This is a genomic window from Polynucleobacter sp. IMCC 29146 (assembly GCF_021395195.1).
Taxonomy (GTDB): Bacteria; Pseudomonadota; Gammaproteobacteria; order Burkholderiales; family Burkholderiaceae; genus Polynucleobacter.
In genome coordinates this window covers 251027-276052 of the sequence record NZ_JAJVCR010000003.1, presented here as the reverse complement: position 1 = coordinate 276052, position 25026 = coordinate 251027, and the positions used below count along the sequence as shown (strand labels likewise).

At 45.0% G+C, this 25026-nt stretch carries 25 protein-coding genes and 1 tRNA gene; 3 read left to right on the top strand and 23 right to left on the bottom strand.

Annotated features, from left to right (window positions below; genetic code table 11):
- Nucleotides 1–41: 41 nt before the first annotated feature.
- The 20 genes from LZT22_RS05210 to LZT22_RS05115 all read right to left on the bottom strand — a co-directional run bounded on the left by LZT22_RS05210 (nucleotide 42) and on the right by LZT22_RS05115 (nucleotide 20843).
- The gene (locus tag LZT22_RS05210) at nucleotides 42–638 is read right to left on the bottom strand and encodes an NUDIX domain-containing protein (RefSeq protein WP_233924006.1); all 597 of its coding nucleotides are present in this window, start codon (nucleotides 636–638) and stop codon (nucleotides 42–44) included.
- Complete coding sequence (gene nuoN / locus LZT22_RS05205; RefSeq protein WP_233924005.1) at nucleotides 638–2155, bottom strand: NADH-quinone oxidoreductase subunit NuoN; 1518 nt, start codon at nucleotides 2153–2155, stop codon at nucleotides 638–640. Before nuoN ends, LZT22_RS05210 begins: the two co-directional genes overlap by 1 nt.
- A 10-nt stretch (nucleotides 2156–2165) precedes the next feature.
- Nucleotides 2166–3632 carry an NADH-quinone oxidoreductase subunit M gene (locus LZT22_RS05200; RefSeq protein ID WP_233924004.1) on the bottom strand — a complete coding sequence of 489 codons (1467 nt, stop codon included), beginning with the start codon at nucleotides 3630–3632 and terminating at the stop codon, nucleotides 2166–2168.
- An 11-nt stretch (nucleotides 3633–3643) separates the two neighbouring features.
- Nucleotides 3644–5701, bottom strand: coding sequence for an NADH-quinone oxidoreductase subunit L (nuoL, locus tag LZT22_RS05195; RefSeq protein WP_233924003.1), 2058 nt, complete (start codon nucleotides 5699–5701; stop codon nucleotides 3644–3646).
- Between the two features lie 2 nt (nucleotides 5702–5703).
- Nucleotides 5704–6012, bottom strand: coding sequence for an NADH-quinone oxidoreductase subunit NuoK (gene nuoK / locus LZT22_RS05190; protein WP_233924002.1), 309 nt, complete (start codon nucleotides 6010–6012; stop codon nucleotides 5704–5706).
- Nucleotides 6009–6668, bottom strand: coding sequence for an NADH-quinone oxidoreductase subunit J (locus LZT22_RS05185; protein ID WP_233924001.1), 660 nt, complete (start codon nucleotides 6666–6668; stop codon nucleotides 6009–6011). The genes nuoK and LZT22_RS05185 overlap by 4 nt, the downstream gene beginning before the upstream one ends.
- Nucleotides 6669–6689: 21 nt before the next feature.
- A complete protein-coding gene (nuoI, locus tag LZT22_RS05180; RefSeq protein WP_233924086.1) occupies nucleotides 6690–7193 on the bottom strand; it encodes an NADH-quinone oxidoreductase subunit NuoI in 504 nt (167 codons plus the stop codon).
- An 8-nt stretch (nucleotides 7194–7201) separates the two neighbouring features.
- Nucleotides 7202–8275 (bottom strand): NADH-quinone oxidoreductase subunit NuoH, encoded by a 1074-nt coding sequence (gene nuoH / locus LZT22_RS05175; protein ID WP_233924000.1) that lies wholly within the window; start codon nucleotides 8273–8275, stop codon nucleotides 7202–7204.
- Nucleotides 8276–8278: 3 nt separating this feature from the next.
- A complete protein-coding gene (nuoG, locus tag LZT22_RS05170) occupies nucleotides 8279–10669 on the bottom strand; it encodes an NADH-quinone oxidoreductase subunit NuoG (RefSeq protein WP_233924085.1) in 2391 nt (796 codons plus the stop codon).
- 2 nt (nucleotides 10670–10671) lie between these two features.
- On the bottom strand, nucleotides 10672–12012 hold the full coding sequence (gene nuoF / locus LZT22_RS05165) for an NADH-quinone oxidoreductase subunit NuoF (protein WP_233923999.1): 1341 nt from the start codon (nucleotides 12010–12012) through the stop codon (nucleotides 10672–10674).
- The gene (gene nuoE, locus LZT22_RS05160) at nucleotides 12009–12527 is read right to left on the bottom strand and encodes an NADH-quinone oxidoreductase subunit NuoE (RefSeq protein ID WP_233923998.1); all 519 of its coding nucleotides are present in this window, start codon (nucleotides 12525–12527) and stop codon (nucleotides 12009–12011) included. The genes nuoF and nuoE overlap by 4 nt, the downstream gene beginning before the upstream one ends.
- A complete protein-coding gene (locus LZT22_RS05155; protein ID WP_233923997.1) occupies nucleotides 12527–13780 on the bottom strand; it encodes an NADH-quinone oxidoreductase subunit D in 1254 nt (417 codons plus the stop codon). The genes nuoE and LZT22_RS05155 overlap by 1 nt, the downstream gene beginning before the upstream one ends.
- A gap of 11 nt (nucleotides 13781–13791) precedes the next feature.
- Nucleotides 13792–14391 (bottom strand): NADH-quinone oxidoreductase subunit C, encoded by a 600-nt coding sequence (locus LZT22_RS05150; protein WP_233923996.1) that lies wholly within the window; start codon nucleotides 14389–14391, stop codon nucleotides 13792–13794.
- Between the two features lie 11 nt (nucleotides 14392–14402).
- Nucleotides 14403–14885 (bottom strand): NADH-quinone oxidoreductase subunit B family protein, encoded by a 483-nt coding sequence (locus LZT22_RS05145; RefSeq protein ID WP_108468834.1) that lies wholly within the window; start codon nucleotides 14883–14885, stop codon nucleotides 14403–14405.
- 5 nt (nucleotides 14886–14890) lie between these two features.
- Nucleotides 14891–15250, bottom strand: a complete 360-nt coding sequence (locus LZT22_RS05140) for an NADH-quinone oxidoreductase subunit A (RefSeq protein ID WP_233923995.1) — start codon at nucleotides 15248–15250, stop codon at nucleotides 14891–14893.
- A 147-nt stretch (nucleotides 15251–15397) separates the two neighbouring features.
- On the bottom strand, nucleotides 15398–15634 hold the full coding sequence (locus LZT22_RS05135; RefSeq protein WP_233923994.1) for a CDGSH iron-sulfur domain-containing protein: 237 nt from the start codon (nucleotides 15632–15634) through the stop codon (nucleotides 15398–15400).
- A 16-nt stretch (nucleotides 15635–15650) separates the two neighbouring features.
- A complete protein-coding gene (locus LZT22_RS05130; RefSeq protein ID WP_233923993.1) occupies nucleotides 15651–16091 on the bottom strand; it encodes a cyclic nucleotide-binding/CBS domain-containing protein in 441 nt (146 codons plus the stop codon).
- Nucleotides 16092–16114: 23 nt separating this feature from the next.
- Complete coding sequence (locus LZT22_RS05125) at nucleotides 16115–17170, bottom strand: 2-oxoacid:ferredoxin oxidoreductase subunit beta (RefSeq protein ID WP_233923992.1); 1056 nt, start codon at nucleotides 17168–17170, stop codon at nucleotides 16115–16117.
- On the bottom strand, nucleotides 17167–19017 hold the full coding sequence (locus LZT22_RS05120) for a 2-oxoacid:acceptor oxidoreductase subunit alpha (RefSeq protein ID WP_233923991.1): 1851 nt from the start codon (nucleotides 19015–19017) through the stop codon (nucleotides 17167–17169). The genes LZT22_RS05125 and LZT22_RS05120 overlap by 4 nt, the downstream gene beginning before the upstream one ends.
- Complete coding sequence (locus LZT22_RS05115; RefSeq protein WP_233923990.1) at nucleotides 19014–20843, bottom strand: FAD-dependent oxidoreductase; 1830 nt, start codon at nucleotides 20841–20843, stop codon at nucleotides 19014–19016. Before LZT22_RS05115 ends, LZT22_RS05120 begins: the two co-directional genes overlap by 4 nt.
- 116 nt (nucleotides 20844–20959) lie before the next feature.
- On the opposite strand from LZT22_RS05115, the gene LZT22_RS05110 reads away from it, so the two are divergent.
- The 3 genes from LZT22_RS05110 to LZT22_RS05100 all read left to right on the top strand — a co-directional run bounded on the left by LZT22_RS05110 (nucleotide 20960) and on the right by LZT22_RS05100 (nucleotide 24086).
- Nucleotides 20960–22381: an amidase gene (locus LZT22_RS05110; protein WP_233923989.1), complete on the top strand. Its 1422-nt coding sequence runs from the start codon at nucleotides 20960–20962 to the stop codon at nucleotides 22379–22381.
- Nucleotides 22382–22490: 109 nt separating this feature from the next.
- Nucleotides 22491–23459: a tripartite tricarboxylate transporter substrate binding protein gene (locus LZT22_RS05105; protein WP_233923988.1), complete on the top strand. Its 969-nt coding sequence runs from the start codon at nucleotides 22491–22493 to the stop codon at nucleotides 23457–23459.
- A gap of 84 nt (nucleotides 23460–23543) precedes the next feature.
- The gene (locus LZT22_RS05100; protein ID WP_233923987.1) at nucleotides 23544–24086 is read left to right on the top strand and encodes a hypothetical protein; all 543 of its coding nucleotides are present in this window, start codon (nucleotides 23544–23546) and stop codon (nucleotides 24084–24086) included.
- A gap of 6 nt (nucleotides 24087–24092) precedes the next feature.
- On the opposite strand, the gene LZT22_RS05095 is transcribed toward LZT22_RS05100, so the two are convergent.
- The 3 genes from LZT22_RS05095 to secG form a co-directional block, all read right to left on the bottom strand.
- Nucleotides 24093–24314, bottom strand: coding sequence for a hypothetical protein (locus LZT22_RS05095; RefSeq protein WP_233923986.1), 222 nt, complete (start codon nucleotides 24312–24314; stop codon nucleotides 24093–24095).
- Between the two features lie 75 nt (nucleotides 24315–24389).
- Nucleotides 24390–24474, bottom strand: a tRNA-Leu gene (locus tag LZT22_RS05090).
- 113 nt (nucleotides 24475–24587) lie between these two features.
- The gene (secG, locus tag LZT22_RS05085; protein ID WP_233923985.1) at nucleotides 24588–25010 is read right to left on the bottom strand and encodes a preprotein translocase subunit SecG; all 423 of its coding nucleotides are present in this window, start codon (nucleotides 25008–25010) and stop codon (nucleotides 24588–24590) included.
- Nucleotides 25011–25026 lie beyond the last annotated feature (16 nt).

Here is a 25026-nt window from a genome sequence, read left to right as displayed (position 1 = left end):
GATTATTTGCATAAATTCAAGGGCTATAAATAAATATCTAATTATAAAGATTTTGGTAAAACTAAGCCGCGCCGATAACGCTCTAACCAGTAACTCGAAATAATCGTCTTCACATCGGTAATTTCGCCACGTTCAACCCACTGCAGTAAATCTTCTAGAGGCGCAGCAAATACGTCTAAAAACTCTTCTGCATCAAGCTGACTTTTACCCTCTATAAGCCCTTGTGCCAAGTAAATATCGATAAATTCTGTTGAATAGGAAATCACCGGATTAATGCGGCGAATAAAAGACCATGTACTTGCGGTATAGCCGGTCTCTTCTAGAAGCTCACGTTGTGCGCAAAGTAAAGGGTCTTCACCAATTTCTAACTTACCCGCTGGAATTTCTAAGCAAGCTTTAGCAATGGGGTAACGATACTGTCGCTCCATGAGCACCCGGCCATCATCCAATATAGCCAAAATGGCTACGGCGCCCGGATGAGTTAAATATTCACGCATTGCCTCTGCCCCATCAGGCAGGCGTACAACATCGCGTTTCATCTGCAAAAAAATACCATCGTAGATGGCCTCACCCGAAACGCGCTCTTCACGCAAATGGGCATCGCCAATGGCTAAATCACTGAGTGATTTTTCAGTCATTAAACGCCTAACAAAGTGCGACGCATAGCATCTAAACACAATGTTAATAAGCCAGCGGGGAAAATGCCTAAGACTAAAACTAAAATGCCGTTCAGACTTAATATACTACGTGCAAATCTAGAGCCACTCACTGCATGTAACTCATGGATTGGCTCGTCGAAGTACATGACCTTAACTACCCGCAAATAATAAAAAGCGCCCACCAAAGACGCCAATACCGCAAGTACTGCCAAACCAGTATATTGTGCATCCACCAAGGCTTCAAGAACGGCTAGCTTTGCCGCAAAGCCAACAGTAGGCGGAACCCCAGCAAGCGAAAACATCAAAATTAAGCCGATAAAAGCATACCAAGGATGTTGTTGATTTAAGCCCTTTAGACCATCTAGCGTTTCGCAGTCATAGCCTTTGCGCGAAAGCAGCATTAATAAGCCGAAGCTGCCTAAAGTAGTTATGACATAGGTTAAGGCATAAAAAAAGGCGGAACTATAAGCATGCTCATCAAATACGGCCAGCATCCCTAATAAAACAAAACCCATTTGCGCAATCGCTGAATAAGCTAGCATCCGCTTGAGATTAGTTTGGGCAATTGCGGTGACATTACCTAAAACTAGTGACAAGATCGCTAGCAGAATTAACATCGGCTGCCAATCACCCATTAAAGGTAATAAAGCATTTACCAGTAAACGGAAGAGCAAAGCAAAAGCGGCTAATTTAGGGGCTGCCGCAATAAGCAGTGTTACAGCGGTAGGAGCACCTTGATACACATCGGGTACCCACATATGAAATGGTACTACGCCCATTTTAAAAGCTAAGCCAGCGACAATAAAAACCACTCCAAAAGCCAAGACTAAATGATTAATGCGCGGGTCAGCAACCGCCTGAAAAATTTCGAGCAAATCTAATGAGCCCGTTACGCCATACAGCATCGACATGCCATATAAAAGAAAACCAGAAGCCAAAGCACCCAAAATAAAATATTTCATTGCTGCCTCAGCACTCTTAGCACTGCTATGGCGCATTGCAACTAATGCATAGGTTGATAAAGCCATTAATTCCAAGCCCAAATATAAGCTCAGTAAATTTGCCCCAGAAATAAGTACCAATTGCCCGAGCAAAGCAAATAAACATAAAACAATAAAGTCGGGACGAAATAAGCCCCGATCTTGTAAATACTGTTTAGAGTAAATCAAGCTAATTAGCAAAGCTAAACAGCACCCTGCTTTGAGTAAATTAGCCATTGGATCAGACTGAAACAAGCCATTCATTGCCAATAGTGATACATCATCAAAGCGGCCAATAAAGGCAATGGCAAGAACAGCTAATAAAATTATGGTGAAGAAATAAACAAACCCAACCCCACGGGGCGTATGAAAAATATCCGGTTCTTCGCTAGCAGCAAAAGCATTGCTGATTATTACTGGGCGCTCACGCACAAAAACACTAGCTACCAATAAAAAGCAGGCGGTTACCAGTAACAGTAATTCGGGGAAAATGGCAATAAGGTCAAGTGCTTGCATCTGTTCTATCCTACAATTTACTTACGGCAACATGTTGCAGCAGATTAATTACGGCGGGATGGATGATATCGGTAAAAGGTTTGGGATATACCCCCATCCACAACACACAGATCGATAATGCGCCCATCATGAAAAACTCACGCCCATTAATATCTTTCAGCGCGGCTACCTGGGGGTTGGCAATCGGACCAAAAAAGACCCGCTTCACCATCCATAAAGAATAAGCGGCGCCAAGAACTAAAGCTGTGGCTGCTAAGACCCCAATTAAGAAGTCGTAATCTACTGCCGCCAGAATCACCATAAACTCACCCACAAAGCCTGAGGTTGCAGGTAAACCGCAATTAGCCATTACCATAAAGACAGCAAACACTGCAAATTTAGGCATCGTATGTGCTACACCGCCATAATCCGCAATTTGCCGAGTATGCATCCGCTCATATAAAACACCAATCGATAAGAACATGGCACCCGAAATAAAGCCATGTGAAATCATTTGCACAATTCCACCCTCAATACCAAGCGGGCTAAATAGAAAAAATCCCAGGGTTACAAAACCCATGTGCGCTACCGACGAGTACGCTACCAACTTCTTCATATCCTGCTGCACTAAGGCAACCAGACCAACATAAATCACTGCCACCAAAGATAAGAAAATAATAAAAGGGCCCAGATATTGGCTAGCATCAGGTGCTATTGGCAAAGAGAAGCGCAAGAAACCATACGCGCCTAACTTCAACATAATGGCTGCTAGCACTACAGAACCGCCCGTGGGAGCCTCAACGTGCACATCGGGAAGCCAGGTATGTAGTGGCCACATCGGCACCTTAACTGCAAAGGCCATGAAAAACGCCGCAAACAAAAAGACTTGTTCAACAATATCTAAGCGCGTCTTTTGCCAAACCAGAATGTCAAAACTATTACTGACGTTATATAGATAGAGCAAGGCCACTAAAGTCAGTAACGAGCCCAGCAAGGTATACAAGAAGAACTTAAAGGCTGCATAAATACGGTTGTGCCCACCCCATACCCCAATAATTACATACATCGGAATTAAGGTTGCCTCAAAGAACACATAAAACAATAAAGCGTCAAGCGCTGCAAATACGCCAATCATTAAGCCCGACAAAATCATGAAGGCAGCTAGATACTGAGAAACCTTGACTTGAATTACATCCCAAGCGGCAATCACTATGAAGATATTGATGAATGCAGTAAGTACGATAAACCATACTGAAATCCCATCAACTCCTAAATAGTAATTAATATCGTAGCGCGGAATCCAACTGACCTTTTCCACAAATTGCATGCCAGCATTGGCAAGATCAAAATTTAAAATTAAAGGTAAGGTGGCAATAAAACTAATAACTGCACCAAAGAGCGCTAGATAGCGCAAACCAACAGTGGATTTATCTGAACCAAACATCAACAGCACAAGGCCGAAGAAGATTGGTGTCCAGATTGCGAATGAAAGTGTCATGAAATTAATACCTAGCGCACATAAGGTAAGTAAGCATATAAAACCCAAGCCAATAAAACGGCTAGGCCTAAAATCATCGCAAATGCATAGTGATATAAATAACCCGACTGCAAATGCCGCATTACTCCAGCCATGCGACTAACTAAATGCGCACTGCCATTAACCAGTAAACCATCAATTAGCCGTTGATCACCGCGATGCCATAAGCCGCGACCTAACATAATAGAACCCTTAGCAAAGATCAATTGATTGAGTTCGTCTAAGTAATATTTATGATCAAGTAATTTTTTCAATGGCGCAAAGGTGTGGGCAATTTTGCTTGGTAAGCTAGGCACCCATAAATAGCCTAGCGCTGCAGTTAACACCCCTAGGGCCACTAAGATTGTTACCGAAGAGGTCAGCGCATGAAGGGCCATCGCAATGGGGCCATGAAATTCATTCGCTAACTCTTCCATTACGGGATGCTGGCTCAGATCAATGAACATCGAGTCACCAAAAAAATCCCCAAACAACATCGGCTCAATGGCATAAAAACCAATGATGACGGACGGAATGGCCAATAGAATTAATGGCACCGTTACCACCCAAGGTGACTCATGCGGCACTTCACCAGCGGCTAAACCGTGATGATCAGCAATGTCTGCGTGTTCATCATGATGTTCGGCCTGGTGCGTAGCATGACTGGGTTGATGAAACCGCTCTTTGCCATGAAAAACATAAAAGTACAAACGGAATGAGTACAAAGCGGTAATAAACACACTTACCATGACGGCAAAATAGGCAAACCCTGAGCCAGGTATATCGCTGGCAGCAACGGCTTCTATGATCGAATCTTTCGAGTAAAAGCCGGAAAAGAATGGCGTTCCAATCAACGATAAACTGCCAATCAACATCATCAGGCAAGTAATGGGCATATATTTCCACAGGCCGCCCATTTTGCGCATGTCTTGCTCATGGTGCATACCCATAATCACACTACCCGCCGCTAAAAACAATAAGGCCTTAAAGAAAGCATGGGTCATTAAATGAAAAATAGCAACTGGATAAGCCGATACACCCAAGGCAATGGTCATGAAGCCCAACTGTGATAGCGTGGAATAAGCCACTACACGTTTGATATCGTTTTGCACAATGCCTAAGAAGCCCATAAACAATGCGGTAATCGAACCAATGACCAAAATAAAGCTGAGGGCTGTCGTGGATAATTCAAATAAGGGCGACATCCGTGAGACCATAAAAATACCCGCTGTCACCATAGTAGCCGCATGAATCAAGGCAGAAATTGGTGTTGGCCCTTCCATTGAGTCTGGTAACCAAACATGCAATGGAAATTGAGCCGACTTACCCATCGCACCAATGAACAAGCAAATACAAATTACCGTCATTAGATTCCAACTGGTACCAGGAAGTGTTTGAGCAGCAAGCGCGGTATTTTGAGCAAAAATTGCGTCATAGTTCATCGAGCCGGTGTAAGCCAAAATTAAACCAATGCCCAAGATGAAACCAAAGTCACCTACCCGATTCACTAAAAAGGCCTTCATATTGGCAAACACGGCAGTTTGACGTTCAAAATAAAAGCCGATTAGCAAGTAAGACACCACCCCCACTGCCTCCCAACCAAAAAAGAGTTGCAAGAGGTTATTGCTCATCACCAACATTAACATCGCAAAAGTAAACAAAGAGATATATGAAAAGAAGCGGTTATAACCCTCCTCGCCATGCATATAGCCAATCGTATAAATGTGGACCATTAATGACACAAAGGTCACTACTACCATCATGGTAGCGGTGAGTGAGTCAATTAAAAAACCAATACCCAAATTAAGCTCGCCCAATTGCATCCAGGTATAAACCTCGCCATTGAAATAATCACCTGCCTGCACGTAAAAGAAAACTTGGCAGGACAAGGCAAAAGCAATAATGACGCCCATAATAGCGAGCGACTGAGAGCCTACTTTACTTAAACGATTGCCGAATAGCGCCGTACCAAAAAAACCAGTAATGATTGCACCGATTAATGGAGCAAGCGGAATGGCACATAAGAGTGGTAGGGTTAAATTCGTTTGCATTATTAACCCTTAAGCCGATCAAGATCTTCAGCATTAATCGTATCGAGTTTACGAAAGAGCACGATCAAAATTGCCAAACCAATAGCAGCTTCAGCAGCAGCCACCGTCAAAATAAAAAAGACGAAAACTTGCCCAGCCATATCACCCAGAAAATGAGAGAAGGCAATAAAGTTAATATTGACTGAAAGTAGCATTAATTCAATTGCCATTAGCAATACGATTAAGTTGCGACGATTCAAGAAAATCCCCACCACACTGGTTGCAAACAGAATGGCACTCAACACCAAATAATGAGCCAAAGTAATAGTCACTCTTGCCTCCCGCGACGATTTTGCTCAGCATCTTGTTTGGCATCCATCTCGCTTGGCATCGTCACAATACGCAGGCGCTCGCTAGCCTTAACAGCAACTTGATCAGCAATATTTTGGGTCTTCGAATCTTTACGATGTCGTAAAGTGAGCGCTACAGCTGCAATAATGGCAACCAATAGAATAACGCCAGCTACTTCAAAGGCATAAACATAATCAACAAAAATTAATTTACCGAGCGCTTGGGTATTGTTGCTCGCTAGCTCCTCACTCATCACTTGAACTGGTGCACGAGTTCCAATAAAACTGCGAATTAATACGACTGCTAATTCTAAAACAATCACAATCCCCATTAAAAATGCCACTGGGAGGTATTTTTTAAAATCGCGGCGCAAATGGGCTAAATCTAAATCTAGCATCATCACCACGAATAGAAATAACACCATCACCGCCCCAACATAAACCAAAATTAGCGCTAGACTTAAAAATTCTGCTTGTAATAGCATCCAAATTCCTGAGGCACAGAAAAATGCCAGCACCAAAAAGAGTGCGGCATGCACTGGGTTGGCTGCCGTTACCACCCGCAAAGCAGAAATAATCAATAAGCCCGCAAAGGCATAAAAGAAAATTGCGAAGATAGTTGAGGGTTCGAGGGCCACGGGTTCTTTAATTATTCAGCATTAACGATAAGGGGCGTCGGCAGCACGATTAGCAGCAATTTCTTTTTCATACTCGTCGCCAACAGCTAATAACATTTCTTTAGTCATATACAGGTCGCCGCGTTTATCACCAAAGTATTCAAAAATATTGGTTTCCACAATCGCATCAACCGGACATGCTTCTTCACAGAAGCCACAAAAAATACATTTAGTTAAATCAATGTCGTAACGGGTCGTACGGCGGGTACCATCCTCACGCTGATCTGATTCAATTGAAATTGCTAAAGCAGGACAAACGGCTTCACATAATTTACAAGCAATGCACCGCTCTTCCCCATTTGGATAACGCCGTAAAGCATGGAGGCCACGAAAACGGGGTGACAAAGGTGTCTTTTCTTCGGGGTACTGAATCGTAAACTTTGGTTTAAAAAGATAACGTCCCGTAATCGACATTCCCGTCAAAATATCTCTGAGCATGAGGCTATCGAAAAATTGACTAATCCGTTTGAATGATTTTTTGATCATGGCTTCAATTAATTCCAAATATTCCAAGGCGAAACAATCCAGGCGCCAACGACCACCACCCAAAAAACCGCGAGGGGGATAAAAATTTTCCAGCCTAAGCGCATAATTTGGTCATAGCGATAACGCGGTAAGGTGGCGCGCAACCAAATGAAGCACGATAACAAGAAAAATGTTTTAGCAAATAGCCAGAAGAAGCCCGGAATATCGCGCAGCATCGGTAAATCAAGAATAGGCAGCCAACCGCCTAAGAATAAGACGGAAGCCATTGCCGCTATCAAAATCATGTTGGCATACTCGGCTAAAAAAAACATCGCAAAAGCCATGCCCGAATATTCCACCATGTGGCCAGCAACAATTTCCGACTCGCCTTCGACAACGTCAAATGGATGTCGATTCGTTTCAGCAATGCCTGAAATAAAGTAAATTAAAAACATTGGCAAGAGGGGCAACCAATTCCATGACAAGAAATTCAAGCCATAACTAGCAAAAAGACCCGCACCTTGACTAATGACGATAGTGCTTAAATTTAAAGAGCCCGACACCATTAGCACGGTAACTAAAGCAAAGCCCATCGCAATTTCATAAGAAATCATTTGTGCAGCAGCGCGCATCGCGCCTAAGAACGGATATTTCGAGTTAGAGGCCCAGCCGGCCAAAATAATGCCGTAGACGCCAACCGAAGTAATTGCCATGACATACAGCAGCCCAGCATTTACATTCGCTAACACCATTTCTGCCTGAAATGGAATGACAGCCCATGCAGCAAATGCGGGCGCAATTACCATCACTGGCGCAATCACGTATAAGGCTTTACTAGCCCGTGTAGGCGCAATAATTTCTTTTAATAAAAGTTTAAGCGCGTCGGCAATAGGCTGAAATAAGCCTAATGGTCCGACCCGATTAGGGCCTAAGCGAATGTGCATCCAACCGATCAGTTTGCGCTCCCACAAGGTGAGGTAGGCAACTGCGCCAAACATCGGCAAAACAATGATGACGATTTTGATTAAGGTCCAGACCAAAGGCCAAAATGAGCCAAAGATAGCGATGCCTTGCATTTCGATCAGGTTGAGAAAATTAGCCATCGCTTAGCCCACTTCTCCGGCAATCCGCGTTACCGTAATTGGGCCAAACATCGGCCCCAGCTGCATACTGGCTAGAGTAGTGCTCGCCAAGCGAACGACACCGGCAGCTAAATTAGGTATTTGCGTGGCAGTCATATTGACGCTCATGCCTGCTTGCGTCACTTGCACTATTTCGCCCTCTACCAAACCCAGTTCAGCAAAAGTATCTGGCCCTAAGCCTACCTTTGAAGCTAATTTTGCATCGGCAGTTAGTTGCAATGCGCTCGAACGACGGACAATAGCATCAACTCCATACAACGGCACCTCTCCTAAGCGCTCTAAACTCGCGGGCTGTGCTGGCACTGTTGTGCTCAAACTAAATAGTCCTGTAAATTGATTATTAGCGCGAGACACAGCGCTATCGTGCATCTCAGGTAAAGCTTCTGCACGCACTTCTTCAGGTAGGTTATATAAAAAGCCATCGAGCTTTGCCAGCGTTCCGAGGGTGCGTATCACTTTCCATGCGGGTCGCGAATCGCCGAGCGGTTTTACAGCAGGCTGAATGGTTTGAATTGTGCCAGCGGTATTCACATAGCTAGCCATGGTTTCTGTAAAGGGCGTAATGGGCAAAAGTACATCAGCCAACTCGAGTAAGTCGGGGCTGGTGAATGCGGTTAAGGCAATCACGGTATCAGCCTTAGTTAAGGCTGCGCGAGTTTGCTGTGGGTTCGGCAAGTCTGCCAAAGGCTCAACATGCATCAATAGATAAGCATGACGCTCTCCGTCGAGCAAGGAGTTGATACTACCCTCATTGCCCTGCACTGCATTCACTAGATGCGCACCAACACTATTACCACCCTCCTGCAGGAAACCAAAGCGTGCACCAGTCTGTTCGGCAATAAATTGCGCTAATCCATGTAAATCAGCCGCTTGTGGATGTGTGATAGCACTTGCACCTAAAAATATTGCTTGGGTTGGGCGAGCGTCTGAGCCTGTTGATGGGTTAAGCGCTGGTGTCTCTAATAGTGCTTGCGCAATCTGCATTGCTTCAGGTGAAACGGTTTGGCTGCGAATTCCTGTGGGGGCTGATACCCCTTTTGCCTGCGCAACTGCTAAAGCAATTTCACTAAGCCCCGTGACCCAAGCACTCGGTCGCATCGTTAAGCTACTTGCTAATGGCATCAGCCAATCGCTACCGCCTGCATCCAAGCGATGCATTTGTAAGCCTAGCTTAGTAGCAGTGCGCAAACGCGCGGCAAGAAGTGGCTGGTCTTTACGAAAATTACTGCCAATGATGAGCGCGCGTTTTAACCCGCTTAATTCATTGATAGCCATTCCCAAATAAGGCACAGTAGCAGCGCCACGGGTATCAACTTGGCGTAAACGCGTTTCAATTTGACTGGAGCCTAAACCACGAATTAATTTTTGTAATAGATATAACTCTTCAATACTCGAAATAGGATGGGCAATGGCGGCAATTGATTCAGCGCCATGTAAATTACCAATCGTTTGTAAAGAATGGACAACATAATCTAGCGCCGACTGCCAATCGGTTTCTAACCACTTGCCATCTTGCTTCACCATCGGCTTTGTTAGCCGATCGGTACTATTTAGCCCCTCGTAGGCAAAACGGTCACGATCACTAATCCAACATTCATTGATTGCTTCGTTTTCTAAAGCGACTACACGCATCACGCGATTAGACTTGGTTTGCACCGTCGTATTACTGCCTAAGCTATCGTGCGGGCTTAGTGAACGCTTACGCGCTAACTCCCACGTTCGCGCGGCATAACGAAATGGCTTGCTAGTTAAAGCGCCAACTGGGCAAATATCGATCATATTGCCCGACAACTCAGAGTCGATCGTACGTCCCAAGAAGGTGGTTATTTCAGAATGTTCACCACGGTTAACCATCCCCAATTCCATTACACCCGCAACCTCTTGACCAAAGCGCACGCAGCGCGTGCAATGGATACAGCGGGACATTTCTTCCATAGAAATTAAAGGGCCAACATTTTTATGAAATACCACCCGCTTCTCTTCGGTATAACGTGAACTCGATTTGCCGTAGCCCACTGCTAAATCTTGAAGCTGACATTCGCCACCCTGGTCACAAATCGGGCAATCCAGTGGATGGTTAATTAGTAAAAACTCCATCACTGAACGTTGCGCCTCAAGGGCTTTAGCTGAATGCGTAAATACTTTCATGCCTTGCGTCACTGGTGTGGCACAAGCAGGTAAAGGCTTGGGAGCTTTTTCAACCTCGACTAAACACATCCGGCAATTCGCCGCAATCGATAATTTTTTGTGGTAACAAAAATGGGGCACATAGGTACCCAAGCTATTCGCTGCATGCATCACCATCGAACCCTGTGGAACTACTACTGGCTTACCATCAACTTCAAGTTCGACCATGCTCATATACTTGAACTCCCAACCACTTCAGCAGTTTCTAGAGGATGACTCACGCCCTTGGATACAAGGCAACGCCCATGCTCGATGTGATAAGCAAACTCATCACGGAAATGCTTCAACATACCGCGTACTGGCATCGCTGCAGCATCGCCTAATGCACAAATTGTGCGGCCTTGGATGTTGTTGGCGACATCGTTCAATAAATCTAAATCTTCTATGCGTCCCTTACCATGTTCTATGCGATTAACAATTCGCCATAACCACCCAGTGCCTTCGCGACAAGGTGTGCATTGCCCGCAGGATTCTTCGTGATAAAAATACGAGAGCCGTAATAAGGCCTGCACCATGCAGCGCGTGTCATTCATCACGATTACAGCTCCCGAGCCTAACATCGAGCCCGCTTTAGCAATGCTGTCGTAATCCATCGTTAAATCCATCATCTCAGCAGCTGGAATAACGGGCGCCGAAGAACCGCCGGGAATAACTGCTTTTAAGGTAGAGCCATTGCGCATGCCGCCAGCCAATTGCAATAATTCTGCGAATGGTAAGCCCATGGGAATTTCATAATTGCCAGGCCGATTAACATCACCTGAAACCGAAAATATTTTGGTGCCACCATTGTTTGGCTTGCCCAATTTTAAGTACGCCTCGCCACCCATTGCCAAAATGAATGGCACGGCCGCAAATGTCTCGGTGTTGTTTATGGTGGTCGGCTTGCCATATAAGCCAAAACTAGCTGGAAATGGCGGCTTAAAACGAGGCTGACCTTTCTTACCTTCTAAAGATTCGAGTAAGGCCGTTTCTTCACCACAAATATAAGCCCCCCAACCTGGCGAAGCATGCAATTCAAAACTAAACTGACTACCTAAAATCTGATTACCTAAATAACCTGCGGCTCGTGCTTCGTCTAACGCGGCTTCAAAGCGTTTATAAACATCCCAGATTTCACCATGAATATAGTTATAGCCCACACTTATGCCCATCGTGTACGCACCAATAATCATGCCCTCAATTAAGGCATGGGGGTTATAGCGCATGATGTCGCGGTCTTTAAAAGTGCCTGGCTCGCCTTCATCACTGTTACATACTAAATATTTTTGCCCCGGAAATTGGCGTGGCATAAAGCTCCACTTCAAGCCAGTAGGAAAGCCCGCACCCCCACGCCCGCGCAATGCCGATAACTTCAACTCAGCAATGATCGCCTCAGGTGCAACAGGTTCGCTTAAGATGCGCCGCAATTGTCCATAACCGCCGCGCTTCACGTAATCTTCTAAATGCCAATTATCGCCAGTTAAGCCAGCTAAAATTAGCGGCTTCACATGATTTTTATGCAAGCTGGTCATGCTGCCGATCCTTCTGCATAATTTGTCTTGGCAATACGTAACTCAGCTAATAAAGCATCAATTTTGTCGTGACTCATAAAACTACACATGCGCTTATCGTTTACCAACATCACAGGAGAGTCACCGCAAGCGCCCATGCACTCACCTTCTTTAAGAGTAAAAGTGCCACAAGGTGTAGTTTCATTAAATCCGATACCAAGGGTTTGTTTCAAATAATCAGCTGCATCAGCGCCATGACTTAATTGGCAAGGCAAATTTGTGCACACCACAATTTTGTATGCGCCAACAGGCTTAGTGTTATACATATTATAAAAAGTGGCTACTTCATCTACCGCAATGGTGGGCATGCCTAAGATCTGTGCTACTTCTTCAATCACGGCTGGCGAAACCCAACCTAACTCGGTTTGCGCGGCAATTAAAGCCGCCATCACTGCCGATTGCTTTTGCTCAGGCGGATACTTCGCAATATTGCGATCAATTTCCGCGCGGCAGGCAACAGAAAATAAAGTTGTCATTAGCGGTCGATCTCACCAAAGACAATATCTTGAGTGCCAATAATCGTCACTGCATCAGCAATCATATGGCCCCGCGCCATTTCGTCGAGGGCAGCTAAATGAACAAAACCGGGCGCACGAATTTTCATTCGATAAGGTTTATTAGTCCCATCAGAAATTAAATAGACGCCAAACTCCCCTTTCGGGTGTTCGACCGCAGCATAAGCCTCACCTTGCGCAACATGAATGCCTTCGGTAAATAATTTGAAATGGTGAATTAATTCTTCCATATTAGTTTTCATATCTAAACGCGATGGTGGGGCAACTTTATGGTTAGCGCTCATCACTGAACCAGAATTTTCTTTTAGCCATGCAACACACTGAGTAATGATGCGGTTTGATTGCCGCATCTCTTCCATGCGCACTAAATACCGATCATAAGAATCGCCATTGACCCCTACTGGAATATCAAAGTCTAGACGGTCATATACTTCATAGGGTTGCTTTTTACGTAAATCCCATTCAATACCAGAGCCACGCAACATAGGCCCTGTAAAACCAAGCTGTAGAGCTCGCTCAGGGGTAACCACACCAATGCCCACTAAACGCTGCTTCCAAATACGGTTATCGGTGAGAAGGTTGCAGTATTCATCAACATTAGCTGGAAAGCGTTGACTAAAAGCTTCAATGAAATCGAGTAAAGAACCAGTACGAGTTTCATTCAGGCGCTGAATTGCCGCATCACTACGCAATTTTGATTTTGTAAATTGAGGCATCTCGCTGGGCAAATCTCGATACACTCCCCCCGGACGATAGTAAGCTGCATGCATCCGTGCGCCAGATACAGCCTCATACATATCAAAAATTTCTTCACGATCACGGAAAGCATATAAAAATACGGCCATTGCCCCCACATCTAAACCATGACAACCAATCCAGAGTAGATGATTCAGTAAACGCGTTAATTCATCAAACATCACGCGAATATATTGGGCTCGTAATGGCACATCAACGCCAATTAATTTTTCAATCGACATGACATAGGCGTGCTCATTCACCATCATTGAGACATAATCAAGACGATCCATGTACGGCACGTTTTGAATCCAAGTGCGCGTCTCAGCTAACTTTTCAGTAGCGCGATGTAATAAACCAATATGCGGATCAGCGCGCTGAATAACTTCGCCATCCAACTCAAGTACTAAACGTAAAACGCCATGCGCTGCAGGATGCTGAGGGCCAAAGTTGAGGGTGTAATTCTTAATTTCTGCCATGATAAAGACCGTTAAGCGGGTCCTCCATATGATTCTTCACGGACAATGCGGGGAATCACTTCACGTGGCTCAATTGTGACAGGTTGATACACTACTCGCTTGAGTTCAGGATCGTAGCGCATTTCAACTGTTCCAGAAATCGGAAAGTCTTTTCGAAATGGGTGGCCAATAAAACCATAGTCGGTCAGAATGCGGCGCAAATCCTCATGGCCGTCGAACAAAATTCCGAATAAATCGAAGGCTTCACGTTCGAACCAATTAGCAGAACTCCATACGGGTACGAGAGATGCAACTACTGGATAGCTATCGTCCGGTGCAAAAACCCGCAGCCGGAGCCGTTGATTATGTTGCAAGGAAAGTAAATGAGTGACGACTGCGAAACGCAAGCCAGTCCACGTACCATCGCCATACTCTTGATAATCAACTCCGCATAAATCGATTAGTTGTGCAAATGCCAAAGCTGGTTCGTCGCGCAACAAAAAGGCAGCGTTTAAATAATCGTCAGCGCTTACCACGAGAGTCACTTCATTTAAAGCGACCTCAATCGATTTAACCCGCGCACCCAGCACGTTTTGAATGGTTTGGGCGAGATGATTTAAGCGCTCAGACATAGTGGCTCGGTTTACGCTTTGCGTGCAATAGTGCTAGTGCGGCCAATTTTGGCCTGCAACTGAATGATGCCGTAAATTAGGGCTTCGGCCGTGGGTGGGCAACCTGGTACGTATATATCTACAGGCACAATTCGATCACAGCCCCGCACAACCGAATAAGAGTAATGATAATAGCCACCACCATTAGCGCATGAGCCCATTGAAATCACCCAGCGGGGTTCAGGCATCTGATCGTACACTTTACGTAAGGCTGGGGCCATTTTGTTACAAAGCGTGCCAGCCACAATCATTAAATCAGATTGCCGTGGCGAGGGCCGAAATACAACACCGAAGCGATCTAAATCGTAACGAGCGGCACCCGCATGCATCATCTCTACGGCGCAGCAAGCTAAACCAAAAGTCATGGGCCACAGCGAACCAGTACGGGTCCAGTTAATGAGCTGATCTGCAGAGGTAGTAATAAAACCTTCTTTGAGTACGCCTTCCAACGCCATAACTTTTACTCCCAGTCGAGGGCGCCCTTTTTCCAGATGTAAACAAAGCCTACAATAAATTCCAAGAGGAACACAATCATCGAGGCATAGCCTGCCCAACCAATATCACGCAAAGCCACTCCCCAAGGAAATAGAAAGGCAGTTTCAAGGTCGAACAAAATAAAAAGAATGGCAATTAGGTAATAGCGCACATCAAATTTCATGCGGGCATCTTCGAATGCTTCAAAGCCGCATTCGTAGGGAGACAGTTTTTCAGCATTTGGGCTAGAGGGGGCTACTATTTTGCCCAATAACATTGGCACTAAACCAACGGCTATCCCAACGAGGATAAACAGCAAAACCGGAAAGTAGTTTGCAAGGTTCAAAATTAGCCTAAATCAGTTGTCAAACAAAGCCCATATCTCTGTACTAAATTACTTGCAAGATTATAAGGGTTTTCCTCTAGGCGCCGGCAAACTTAAAGGATAAGGCCCATAAAGCGGGCTTTCTGTGCAAGCAACTGAAATCTCGGTCTACAGTGAGCGGTGGCAACCATCACAGAGCGGTGGTGATGCCGTTTGCTTACAGCCACAGAAATAAATAACCTTACTTTCAGTAGCAGTAAATTCAAAGGGCATACAGTCAGTTAATTGATGAGATTCATCACAAAATGGCTGAGTTTTACTCAGTCCGCATGAACACCATGCATAGGTATTGCCAGCCTGAACTTCAATCGGATATGGCTCATTTTTTGAGATTTTCTTTTCCATTGCATACCCTTTTTAGTTAGATCAACGGATCATTCATCTGCTCATGAAAATCAGCTAGGCTTAAAGCATCACTAATTTCTCTGGGCAATGCATCGCGCGCTGAAAAGACTCCTAAAATTTTGCCGTCATCAGAAACAATGGGGAGATGTCTAAAACCCCGCTCAATCATAATCATCACGGCATGCGACACAATCATTTCGGGAGGCACACAATGGGGGTTCGGCGTCATCACTTGAGACACTACGGTTTTTTCAGGAATCAAGCCCTTTGCTAATACCCGCGTCATTAAATCGCGCTCAGTCACAATGCCCTCTAAAGTGCCATTAGGTGAAATAATTAAGACACTGCCACAATTTGCCTTAGTCATGGTGCGTGCAGCATCGAGAATAGTCGCGCTAGGCGGCAAACGCACTAAATTACTGTGGACGATGGAATTGGATACGGAACGCTCAGTCATCTTAACTCCTAAAAAAATATGTCTTATCGTAAAGAAGCATTTATTTTTGCTAAAGCATCAACCCCTGGGCACAACTCTGCAATTCCTAAAGAATTTAAAGGCTCAGCACAGGTATTTAACGCTTCATGTAAGTCACCAGCCAGCGGATCTAAATAGAGCAACCCAGTAACCACTTCGCCGCGATCTTGATGTTCATTAATATAACTTAAGGCTGCATAGCGATTTGTAGGATCATAGCTAGTGTCTAACTTACGTAATCGCAAATAACTACCATCGTGCTGGCGCACTTCAATCAATTCTCCCGGAGCATATGCAGTGGTAATTTCAGAATGTTGTGGGATAAAATCAATCCGGCTCACTGCTTCATTATGCTGTCTAACATAATCGTAACTTTTAGTGCTACCACCATGATTATTAAAAGTAACACAGGGGCTAATGACATCAATAAAAGCAGCCCCGCCATGGCCAATTGCGCCTTTAATCAAAGGTACTAATTGCTCTTTATCTCCAGAAAAACTGCGCGCAACATAAGTAGCGCCCAACTGCAAAGCCAGCCCTACTAAGTCAATTGGGCTATCGTTATTAACAATACCCTTCTTACTTTTTGAGCCACGATCTGCCGTAGCAGAAAATTGACCCTTAGTAAGCCCATAGACGCCATTATTTTCAACGATATAAGTCATGCGTACACTGCGCCGCATAGCATTCGCAAATTGTCCTAACCCGATTGAAGCAGAATCGCCATCACCTGAAACGCCCAAATATAGAAGGTCACGATTAGCTAAATTTGCACCCGTTAAGACTGAAGGCATGCGCCCGTGTACAGTATTAAAACCATGGGAAGCCCCAAGAAAATAATCCGGTGTTTTAGAACTACAGCCAATGCCAGATAATTTAGCTACACGGTGGGGTTCAATATCCATTTCCCAGCAAGCCTGAACAATTGCTGCAGAAATTGAATCGTGCCCACAACCCGCGCATAAAGTAGAAATGCGACCTTCATAATCACGCCGAGTATAGCCAACCTTATTGGTGCTTAAGCTAGGATGATGCATGCTCGGCTTAGCAATATAAGTCATGATGATTCCTTTTCAAGGCGAGCGCGAGATTTGGTAGTAACGGGTGATTTTAGGTGCTGACCAATAGCGGCAACAATAAAGCGTGCTGTAATTGGCGTACCATCGTAATGCAAAATTTTGATTAAGCGAGCTGGATCAATTTCTAACTCGGTAGTGAGCAGCGTATGCATCTGTGCATCACGATTTTGTTCAACTACAAATACTTTTTCATGTTTAGCAATAAAATCACTCACAACTTTAGAAAATGGGAAGGCCCGAATTCGCATTGCATCAAGCACAATTTTATCTGCACGCAGAACATCTAATGTCTCTTGCATCGCTGGGCTAGTTGAACCAAAATAAATCACCCCAAATTGACTCGGGGTTTTGCCTTGCTCAATAATTGGCTGGGGCACTAAGTCAGCGGCAACCTTAAACTTTAATAACAAACGCTCCATGTTGTAAATGTAATCGGGCCCTCGCTCTGAATAGCGCGCATAAGCGTCACGGGTTGTACCACGAGTAAAAAAACTACCTTTAGTCGGATGGGTACCGGGTAAAGTACGCCATGGAATGCCATCGCCATCCACATCTTTATAGCGTCCGAAATCTTTTCCGGCTTCTAAGTCTTCGTAGGACATGACCTTGCCACGGTGATACGCTTCTCGCTCATCCCATGTAAATGGTTTGCTTAAACGCTGATTCATACCAATATCTAAATCAGTCATTAAAAAGATTGGGGTTTGCAAGAGCTCAGCTAAATCTAGTGCTACAGCAGCTTGTTCAAAGCACTCGTAAGGATCCTCAGGAAATAGCAGCACATGTTTAGTGTCGCCATGGGAAGCATAAGCACAGGCTAATAAATCCGATTGCTGGGTTCTAGTGGGCATACCCGTTGAAGGGCCGCCACGCTGCACATCAATAATAACAATAGGAATTTCGGCAAAGTAAGCCAAACCAATAAATTCTGTCATCAGCGAAATACCAGGGCCCGATGTGGCAGTAAAGGCTCGCGCCCCATTCCAAGCAGCGCCAATAATAATCCCAATCGAAGCCAATTCATCTTCGGCTTGAATAATGGCAAAACGATCATGCCCAGTTTTTTTATCGACTCGAAAACGTTCACAATACTTTTGAAATGCCTCGGGTACCGAAGAAGAAGGTGTAATCGGATACCAAGCAGCTACCGTCGCACCTCCATAGACGCAACCCAAAGCAATCGCGCTATTGCCATCGATAAAAATTTGTTCGCCAACCCCGTCTTCACGGCGCACTTGAATGCCAATCGCATCTTTAAAATGCTTTTGAATGTAGCTATAGCCCAAATGAAAGGCTTTAATATTTGAATCAAGCAAAATTTCTTTACCTTTATATTGCTCGGCAAACAATTTTTCAAAGACTGCACTATCAACTTTTAATAAAGCGGATAAAGCACCTACGTAAATAATATTTTTGAATAATTGCCGTTGACGAGCATCGGGATAATTAGCATTACTAATTTCAGTTAAAGGCACACCAATGGTGTGCACATCTTTACGAAACTGTGATTCAGGTATTGAGCGCGTCGAGTCATAAAAAAGATAGCCATTGGGCTCAATTTCGGCTACATCGGCATCCCAAGTTTGGGGGTTCATAGCCACCATGATGTCGACCCCGCCCCTGCGCCCTAAATACCCCTTCGCGCACACTCGAGCTTCATACCAAGTTGGCATGCCCTGAATATTGCTGGGGAAAATATTACGCGGACTAACAGGTACTCCCATCCGCAAAATTGCTTTGGCAAAAAGTTCATTAGCGGAAGCCGAGCCAGAGCCATTGACATTGGCAAATTTAATTACAAAATCATTCACAGCCTCAATGCGCTTCATACCAACTCCACTGGCAGATTTAGTGTTTTATCTCGGCAATCTGGACCAGCCGGCGTAGTTTCTAACAAAAATTTCTGCATATCCCATGCGCCTGTTGGGCAGCGTTCAGCACATAAACCGCAGTGCAAACAGACATCCTCATCCTTCACCATAACCCGACCCGATTTGAGATTAGCTGAGACGTAAAGCGCTTGCGTGAGGTTGGTGGCAGGCGCTTTTAAGCGTAAGCGCAAATCATGCTCATCACCATTTTCAGTGAAAGTAATGCAATCCATCGGACAGATATCAACACAGGCATCACATTCAATGCAAGTTTCGCGGGTGAAGACGGTTTCGACATCGCAATTTAAACATCGATTAGCTTCTTTAAATGCCGTGGCGGCATCAAAGCCTAATTCAACCTCTACCCGAATATTTGCTAAGGCCTTTGCCGCTTCAGCCCAAGGTACCGGAAAACGCAAATCAACTGATACATCGTTATGATAACTCCACTCGTGGATACCCATTTTTTGCGACATTAAATTGGTATATGGTGGTGGCCTTACAGTGGGCGATTCATGGTGTAAAAAGCGATCAATTGATACAGCAACTTCATGGCCATGAGCAACTGCAGTAATTATATTTTTAGGACCAAACGCTGCATCGCCCCCAAAAAATACTTGTGGATTTGTCGACTGAAAAGAAATCTTATCTAATTCTGGTAAACCATGGTGATTAAATTGAATGCCGCTATCGGGCTCAATCCAAGGAAAAGCATTTTCTTGACCAACTGCCAATAGCACGGTATCACAGGGAAAGAATATGTCGGGCTCGCCATTTGGCACCAGTTTGCGCTCGCCTCGTTCGTTATAAACTGCTGCCACTACAGTAAAGTACATGCCAATTAATTTTCCATCTTGCACCTCAAAACTTTTTGGCACATGAAAATTAATAATTGGAATACCTTCATGCAGCGCATCCTCTTTTTCCCATGGCGAAGCTTTCATTTCTTCAAAACCGCTGCGTACAATTACTTTGACATCAGAACTACCTAACCTTCTTGCCGAACGACAACAATCCATTGCGGTGTTTCCGCCGCCCAACACAATCACTTTTTTGCCAATGCTCGTAATGTGCCCAAAAGAAACTGAAGCCAACCAATCAATGCCGATATGAATCTGCTCGGCAGCTGCTTGGCGGCCCGGCAAATCTAAATCTCGACCACGCGGGGCACCAGAGCCTACATAGATAGCGTCAAAACCTGTGGCCAATAAAGCATTCATCGAACTAATGCGTTCACCACCTTTAAATTGCACGCCTAAATCAAGAATATAACCAGTCTCCTCATCGATTACCGATTCTGGTAAACGAAAACGGGGTATTTGTGAGCGAATAAAACCACCCGCACGTTGCTCGCCATCAAAAACGGTGACCTCATATCCTAATGGCACTAAATCGCGGGCTACCGTAAGTGATGAGGGGCCTGCACCAACGCAAGCTATGCGTTTGCCATTTTTCTTAGCAATCTTAGGCATACGCGCCTGCACATCCCCTTTTAGGTCGGCTGCAACCCGCTTTAAACGGCAAATTGCCACTGGCTCGGGGTCGTCACCATTATTTTCTTCAACCCGCCCTCGACGGCAGGCAGGCTCACAAGGGCGGTCACAAGTTCTACCTAAAATTCCAGGAAAGACATTGGAAACCCAATTAACCATATAGGCATCGGTATATTGCCCTTGCGCAATTAAGCGAATATATTCAGGCACTGGAGTGTGGGCTGGGCAAGCCCATTGGCAATCCACAACCTTATGAAAATAAGCAGGATTCTTAATATTAGTAGCTTGCAAACCTATCCCCTGTTAGTGGATAAATCACGATAAATTAGCTTATTGATGAATAGCATTATGCTTGCCCATTCTACCCATCTTTGCTGAGATAAAGCAAAACCCTAAGCGCCCTACTTATGCCAGTCAATCAAGACCTCTGTTTTCTTCCGGCCACGCAACTAGCCGAGCTAATGCGTCTTAAAAAACTATCAGCTAGCCAAGTTATACGGGCGCATTTAGACCAAATCGAGCGTTTAAATCCTACCCTAAACGCCATCGTCACCCTAACCGCAGATTCAGCTATGCAAGAGGCCCAAAGGGCTGATCAACACCTAGAGAGCGGGGCCGAAATTGGCGTCCTACATGGCTTACCAGTAGCTCACAAAGATCTATTTCTGACTAAAGGGGTAAAAACTACCTTTGGCTCGCTCGCCTTTAAAGATTTCATCCCTGAAGTTGATTCGCTCCCAGTCGAGCGGCTTAAAAGAGCTGGCGCTATAAGTCTAGGTAAAACCAATACCCCTGAGTTTGGGGCTGGAAGTCAAACCTTTAATGCCGTATTTGGCGCAACACCAAATCCTTACGATTTGAGCAAAACCTGTGGCGGCTCGTCGGGCGGGGGCGCAGTTGCTTTAGCTGCGGGCATGATCGCACTGGCTGATGGCACCGATTTGGGTGGCTCGCTGCGTAATCCAGCAAATTTTTGCAATGTGGTGGGTTTACGCCCTTCAGTTGGCCGGGTGCCCAATTGGCCCGATCAACTAGGCTGGTACACCATGAGTGTCGCTGGTCCCATGGCTCGTAATGTGTCCGATTTAGCGCTTGCAATGTCTGCCATGGCTGGGCCCGACGATCGCTCGCCCATTGCACTAGAAGCCCCTGGCACTATTTTCAATCAACCACTGACACGTGATTTTCGGGGCTGTAAAATCGCCTTTAGCGCTAATTTGGGTGGACTACCAGTAGAGCCAGCAGTTTCAACAGTTTTAGCCGCATCGCGCTCGGTATTCGAAGCATTGGGTTGTGAAGTAGTCAATGCCGAACCAGACATCGCTGAAGCTGATGAAATTTTTATGTTGTGGCGTGCTTGGCGTACGGAACTACGCATTACCCCTTTAATGGCCGAACATGGTGAAAAATTTAAAGACACTGTTATTTGGAATGCCGAGCAAGGCATACCCATTACCGGCCCTCAATTAGCTCGAGCCGAAGCCAAACGGACCGAACTCTACCATCGCATGCGCGAATTTATGGCGCAATATGAGTTTTTAATTTTGCCAGTGAATCAAGTGACCCCTTTTGCAATTGACCTCGACTATCCGCGGGAAATCAATGGGGTTCCCATGCAGACTTATATCGAATGGCAAAAATCACTGTATTTAATTAGTGCTTTAGGCAATCCCGCAATCTCAGTACCTGCTGGCTTCACCCCAAATGGCTTGCCAGTAGGCGTTCAAATTGTTGGGCGCCACCGTGCCGACTTCGGCGTTTTGCAACTAGCGTATGCTTTTGAACAAAGCACGCAATTTGGCTTAAAACGGCCGCCGCTGTGTTTGTAATCTGATTTAATCTTAAAGCTATTATATAAAGTACTACTGATATTAAAAGGAAATCGATGTAAGTTTTAATGAAAGTGAAAAAATAACAAGCTACTAATTAGGAGATCGTATGAATTTTATAAGCAAAGTTACCTTAGCCAGCATTTGTACTTTACTAGCCGCTATCAATACAGCAACGGCAGCTGACTATCCAGAAAAATCCATTAAGTGGGTTGTGCCTTACCCACCCGCTGGTACTACAGATGTATTAGCCCGTATCATCGCGCAGCCCTTAACTCAGGCATTAGGGCAGAATGTGGTGGTTGAAAATAAACCTGGGGCTGGCAATAACATTGGTGCTGAATTTGTAATTAAGTCGGCACCCGATGGTTATACGATGTTGCTCGTAAATCCTGCCAATGGAATTAATGCTTCACTCTATAAGAACCTCAATTACAATTTTATTCGTGATATTGCCCCCGTGGCAGGCCTGGTACGCACTCCCAATGTGATGGTTATTCCACCTTCATTACCAATCAAAACAGTGGCGGAGTTTATTGCTTATTGCAAAGCTAATCCAGGCAAAGTCAATATGGCTTCCTCAGGTAGCGGTACTTCGGTACATTTATCAGGCGAACTATTTAAATCGATGACCGGCTGTAATATGCTGCATGTGCCATATAAAGGCGCAGGGCCAGCATTAGTAGACTTGATGGCTGGCCAAGTACAAGTCTTATTTGATAACTTGCCTTCCTCTGCAGGCCATATTAAATCGGGCAATCTGCGTGCTTTAGCAGTAACTTCTGCAGCGCGCGACCCATCTTTGCCTAATGTACCCACAGTCGCAGAAACGGTTCCCGGTTATGAGGCTACCGCTTGGTTTGGTATAGGTATGCCTAAGGGGTCTCCACGCGCCGCGATTGATCGTGTCAATGCTGAAGTAAACAGAATTTTGGCTGACCCAAAAATGCGTGAACGGCTGGCCGAGTTAGGCGGAGTACCAATTGCTGGTACGCCAGAAGATTTTGGCAAAATTATTGCAGCTGAAACTCAGAAATGGGAAAAGGTGGTGAAATCTTCTGGAGCATCAGTTGATTAGGCTCTCAACATTTCAGACTAGAATCACGCATCCTTACTAACGTGACCCTTTACTAACTCAACCTCCTTCGAGCTTAAGTCAATCATGCCCGCTGCCCTATTGAAAATTCTGCCACTCATTGCTGCTGGAATTTTCCTATCTGCATGCGCAAGCCATGAAATTGTCATTAGCTCGGATGAGGTTACTTCGGTAGCAAAAGCGACACAGATTAAAACCTCAACTACCGATCAAAGTGTGACTTATATTGGGCCTGAAATTTTTACTATCGGCGATAACAACACTAGTGAGCAGTTTGGCTTGGTTGCTACTAAAAATTCGCATGGCCACGTGACTTATCGCGCCTTTGCAAAATTAATTTATTTAAATGGCATGCGTGAATATCAATCGGCGCAAATAGTTGATGGTGCAACTGTGCCATTGAAATCAATTAACCGAACGCCTGGCCCATGTAATGCAATGGGCTGCGAATTTGGTGAAGAAATTTCTATTGAGCTTAGTGAAGACTTTTTAATTCAAAAAAAGAATACCGGTTTTAAAATTAATATTAATTCCAAAAAAGGTATCACCAATACTCTCTTCTTTTCAATCTCATACATAACGGGCTACATGAGCGTGCTGGGTAAATAAGATGCGCTAAATACCAGACCGGTTCCCTCTACTAAAAGGCTCTAGCCTAGTACTTGTATCATGTGCATCCCAGTAGGGTTTACGCAAGGAGTAAATAATTAATGGGGTACTAACAAAAAGAATGGTGCTAAAGCCATATTCGGCCTGCGCGGCAATTCCGGTTAAATCAAAGACAGCAATAACATTGATTGCTGCCAGTGAGATAATGCCTAACTTAATGCCAGCCATGATCTTTTCATTTGATAGCCCATGTCCTGCGTAATCATGAGCAAGACTGCATTTGATGTGACAGATAAATCTGCTTGGTGCCGACGGCGAGACTCGAACTCGCACAGCCTAAGCCACTACCCCCTCAAGATAGCGTGTCTACCAATTTCACCACGTCGGCATATTACAAAATTACTGAACAACTAAAATTTTACAGCTTCTTACTCGGATGCATATCACCCAACTTCTATTAACTCAACTTTGCCTTGCTTCTTCGTTTAGCTAATGAGCGATCTACTTAGGCACTACTGGCTTACCGGCATCTTTAGCTGCGGCAGGCTCTGTTGCTGGAGCTGGTGCGGCAGCATTTTTTGCCGGGCTAGCTGGAGGTGTATTTGGGGCAGCTGGTGCTACTGGCGCTGGCACATCACCCGCCATAGGAAGAGTAGAGCCTGAAAGCACGCCAGGAACAGTAGTTTTTTTATTGCCAACCCAAGTAAGGCCTAAGGTACTTAAGAAAAATACGGTGGCAAAAACGGCCGTGGTATGCGACAGAAAATTGGCCGAGCCACTAGCACCAAAGACACTTCCTGAAGAGCCAGAACCAAAGGCAGCGCCCATATCGGCACCCTTCCCTTGTTGTAATAAAACCAAACCAATTACGCTTAATGCAGATATCACCTGCAAAACTGTTAAAAGAGTAGTAAACCATTCCATGCTAAATCTCCAATAA